Source organism: Phycisphaerae bacterium (assembly GCA_035384605.1).
Classification (GTDB): domain Bacteria; phylum Planctomycetota; class Phycisphaerae; order UBA1845; family PWPN01; genus JAUCQB01.
This window is the reverse complement of the sequence record DAOOIV010000216.1, coordinates 1-4080: the sequence shown is the minus strand read 5'-3', so window position 1 is coordinate 4080 and position 4080 is coordinate 1. Positions and strand designations below refer to the sequence as shown.

The 4080-nt window shown below is 58.1% G+C and carries 3 protein-coding genes; all 3 read left to right on the top strand.

Translation table 11 applies throughout. From position 1 onward, the window contains the following. Positions 1–275: 275 nt before the first annotated feature. Positions 276–1277 (top strand): hypothetical protein, encoded by a 1002-nt coding sequence (locus tag PLL20_21940; GenBank protein HPD32661.1) that lies wholly within the window; start codon positions 276–278, stop codon positions 1275–1277. 208 nt (positions 1278–1485) lie between these two features. After that, on the top strand, positions 1486–2187 hold the full coding sequence (locus PLL20_21935; GenBank protein ID HPD32660.1) for a PEP-CTERM sorting domain-containing protein: 702 nt from the start codon (positions 1486–1488) through the stop codon (positions 2185–2187). Between the two features lie 28 nt (positions 2188–2215). Next, positions 2216–4080, top strand: a 1865-nt coding sequence (locus tag PLL20_21930) for a thrombospondin type 3 repeat-containing protein (protein ID HPD32659.1), incomplete at its 3' end; no start/stop codon positions are given.

The following is a 4080-nucleotide window of genomic DNA, read 5'->3' as shown; positions in this document are numbered from 1 at the left end:
ACCGCTGAGTGCCGAATGCCGACAACCTCTCGCGCCAAAGGAAGCCAAACTTGGGCAAACCAGCGAGGACCGGCAAGCTGTTGAGGCGGGAACCCTGCGAATCTGGGGGATATGCTGCCGGATGGACAAGCATCGAGGTACAAGCGAATGCTCGACGGTCCGTCGCTGGTCCGTTCGCCCGCGATCGCCGTGTTACGCCCTCCTCATATCCTTCGCGGACAACTGAGGGCAGCAGAAAAGTGGAATGTCCCCTTTGTTTCCTCCCCGAGCCATCGATGCAGATTCTGTTCGGATTGGCGGGTCTTCTGGTGACCGCCCGGCGTCGTGGCCTTTCTTCGCGCACTCGTTTCATTGACTTGCAGAACACTGGGGTTCTGTATACGATCCAAGTAGCTCGCAAGCACATGGTGGTGGAGTTGCCCGGAACCGGGATTGACGGAGAAGCGGGTCTTGCCGCTACATTCGCGAGGAACGCCGTTGATCTCGTCCGGAAGCTCACAAGGAGGTTGGGGATGCACACGTCACGCTGGATATTCGGCACAGTCATTCTCTTCGCGGCCACTGCTTCGCTCGAAGCAGCCTATATCAGTTATGAAGGCGACGTGTTTCCGGAGAACGACGGCTGGATTCCGGGAGGGAGCCAGGAAGACCCTGCCGTCTACACCCGTTCGCTTGATTCAGGCATCTTTGCGATCAACGCAACTGCGACGGGAACGGCCACTGTATTCTACCGCAGAGATCTACAGCCGACGAGCGACTATGTCTGTATCGAATGGCAGGCGAAAACATCCAATGATGACGGTTACTCCTATTTTAGCTTTCTTATTGACGGCGACGGTCTTACCAGCAGCATTGGTCTTTCATGGCGAGCCTCCGGGGCAGTGATCGGGATGGCAAGAGATGCTGGCCAACTTGATGACATAGTTGTTGGAACACCTTTGTCGCCTGATGAATATCATGTCTTCCGCGTCGAGTCATCCGGATCCCTTTTTGCCGTCTACGTCGACGGACTGTTCCAGGTCAGCAACGCTCTCCAGTCACCCATCGGGACCAACCTGCGCGCGCAGTTCGGATTCACGAAAGACTGGGACCTTGTGCCAACCACTGGTTCATGGGACTACATTCGAGCATGGGATGTCCCTGAGCCTTGCGCCTCGATCATGATGACCTTGATCCTTTTGGCATTTGCTGCTCGTCGCTCTTGCAGAATAGGAGAACAGACGCTTGCCCCTGGGAGAGGATTGCAGATGCTCCGAGGCCCGGCGCCTTCTCCATGAGCAAGGCCGTCTCAGCGGTTGTTCTCTATCGCTAGCATTCCTTTCAAAGGCTTGCAGAAGATTCGGGTTCTGGATACGATGCAGGTGACTCGCGGGCGCAGAGTGGCGGAGTTGCGCGGAACAGGGAGTAGGGACAAACCGGATTTCGCCACTATGCTCCCCAAGCGGCGTTGGCAATCCGGTCCAGAAGCTCATGAGGAGGATCGCGATGTACAGGTCACACTGGATACTCGGCACATTCATTCTCTTCGCGGCTACTGCTTCGCTTGAGGCAGCCTATATCATCTATGAAGGTGACGTGTTTCCGGAGAACGACGGCTGGATTCCGGGAGGGAGCCAGGAAGACCCCGCTGTCTACACCCGTTCGCTTGCCAACGGCGTTTTTCGTATTGACGCTACACCGCTGGGCGGCGCGACGGTGTTCTACCGCAAGGACGTGGAACTGACTACGGACACCGTCGCGATCGAATGGCGGGCAAGAACGTCCAATGACGATGGCTACTCGTATCAGGATCTTCTCATCGGTGGCGAGGATCTGACCAGTGACATCAGCATTTCCTGGCGGTCCTCCAATGCTGTAATCAGCCTGGCCAGGGACGTGGGAGGACTCGATCGTACAGTGGTAGGAACGCCCCTGCTGACAAGTGAGTTTCACACCTTTCGCATCGAGTCGTTTGGCGCATTGTTCTCCGTTTACATCGACGGCGAGCTTCAGGTTAGCGATACTCTCCAGGCTCCCACTGGGACCAACTTGTGGACGCAGTTTGGTTTTGGCAAGGACTGGTACTACGTCCCAACCGCTGCTGAATGGGACTACATCCGCATCGACGAAGTGCCCGAGCCATCAGCATTGCTGGTGTTGGTGATCGGCTTGTTCATGGCCGTCGGCCGCCGCTGCTCGCGGCAGTAGGAAGTTTCTTGTCAGGAGGAGAATAGACGTGAGGCCACGCAGTTTCGCAGCTATATGTGTACTTGCCGCTCTGACCGGCGACACGATTGCCAACGGTGCCTGTGGCACGATCGTTGTCGTCCGCAACGGCCTTCGGCAAACCAATCAATCTACTGTCGATTGTCTCCCCGAATGGCGATTCAATGAGCTGTCCACTGAAGTCGAGGTAACGGAGACAACGGTGAAGTTCTTGGGAGGATGCTGGAGCTATCTTGACGGCTACCATTCGCAGCGAGCGTATCGCATCTACTGTGCCAGTCGTCAGGATATCACGGTCACTTATTCGACTGTTCCAGAACACTACCAGCAGATCATCAACCGGCACGTCTGCATCGAATTCATGTATCCCTCAGGATCAGACCCGGTCCCGATCACCAACCTCACGGTCAATCTGTCCGCATTCAAGAGCTCCCAGATCGCCGTTGGCTCTCGGGTTTCCGGAGACGTGTCCTACATCGGCTTGTCTCGCGGCCCCGGAACACCCACCTATGGAGGCTACTGCAGACTCAACCTCTACAGCGATACGCAGCAGGGTATCACCGGTAGTGTGAATGGAAACATCAACTGCCATGACTGCTATCTCGATATCGCCGGCAGCATCTTGAGCAGTGCCAACATTGGCTGTGGTGGCCCATTCGACGGCTCCATTACCTGTGGCGGAAGCATCCTCGGCCACATCACTGCGGCGAGCGCCACGGAGGGCTCCGGCACCATAACGGCGGCCGGGACTATCACCGGAGCCAATATCGGCATTGCGAACTTCGCCGGCAACATCTGTTCGCCCGGACTGACCGAAGACGATTTGCCCAATGTGCAGCCGGAGTGTGGATGGAAGGTCTGCAGTCAGTGGGTCATCGGCGATGATACGGACGGCGACGGGTACCACAACTGCGAGGAGGAATGCGACAACGATCCGAACAAGACTGAGCCGGGCGTATGTGGCTGCGGCGTGCCGGATACCGATTCCGACGGCGACGGGACAGCGAATTGCATCGACGGTTGCCCCAATGACCCGGACAAAACAGAGCCAGGCGTGTGCGGATGCGGCGTACCGGACACCGACGTCGACATGGACAGCATGCTGGACTGCGAGGACAATTGCCCGACCGTGTACAACCCGGACCAGACCGACACGGACGGTGACGACTCGGGAAATGCTTGTGACCCAGACGACGACGAAGACGGCATCGACGATCCGATCGACAACTGTCCCCTCATCTCAAACTCGACTCAAACGGATACCGACGGTGACGGCGTGGGCGACGCCTGCGACAACTGTCTCAACGTCCTCAACCCCGACCAACGGGACACCGACCGTGACGGTATCGGCGACGTCTGCGAGAACGTGATCTACGTCAAGTGGGACGCGAGTGGACTGAACAACGGCACAAGCTGGACCAATGCCTACACGTCGTTGCAGGCCGCCCTGGCCGCGGCCGAGGCTGCGGTGAACTTGGCCTCTAACCCGCCGGTGAAACCTGACATCTGGGTGGCCGCGTCCCCGAACCCGACGGACTACTACAAGCCCAGTGTGCCGAGTGGACGGGCAGCGACTTTCACGTTGAAGAACAACGTCTCGGTCTACGGCGGTTTTGCCGGCACCGAAGAGCCGGCCACGTTCAGACTGGCCGATCGCGACTTCACGACGAAGCAGACGGTTCTCAGCGGTGATATCGGCACGCCCGGCAGCAATGCAGACAATTGTTATCACGTCGTTACCGGCAGCAACACGGACAGCACGGCTCTCCTGGATGGCTTCACGATCACGGCCGGCAACGCGAATGGTTCCGCAACCAGCGAGAAGCGCGGGGGCGGGCTGTATCTGGCGGCCGGCAGCCCCGCGATTGTGAACTG

Excerpts from the sequence above, each read along its gene's own strand:
- PLL20_21940 (HPD32661.1), top strand. The coding sequence starts at position 276 with ATGCAGATTCTGTTCGGATTGGCGGGTCTTCTGGTGACCGCCCGGCGT.
- PLL20_21935 (HPD32660.1), top strand. The coding sequence starts at position 1,486 with ATGTACAGGTCACACTGGATACTCGGCACATTCATTCTCTTCGCGGCT.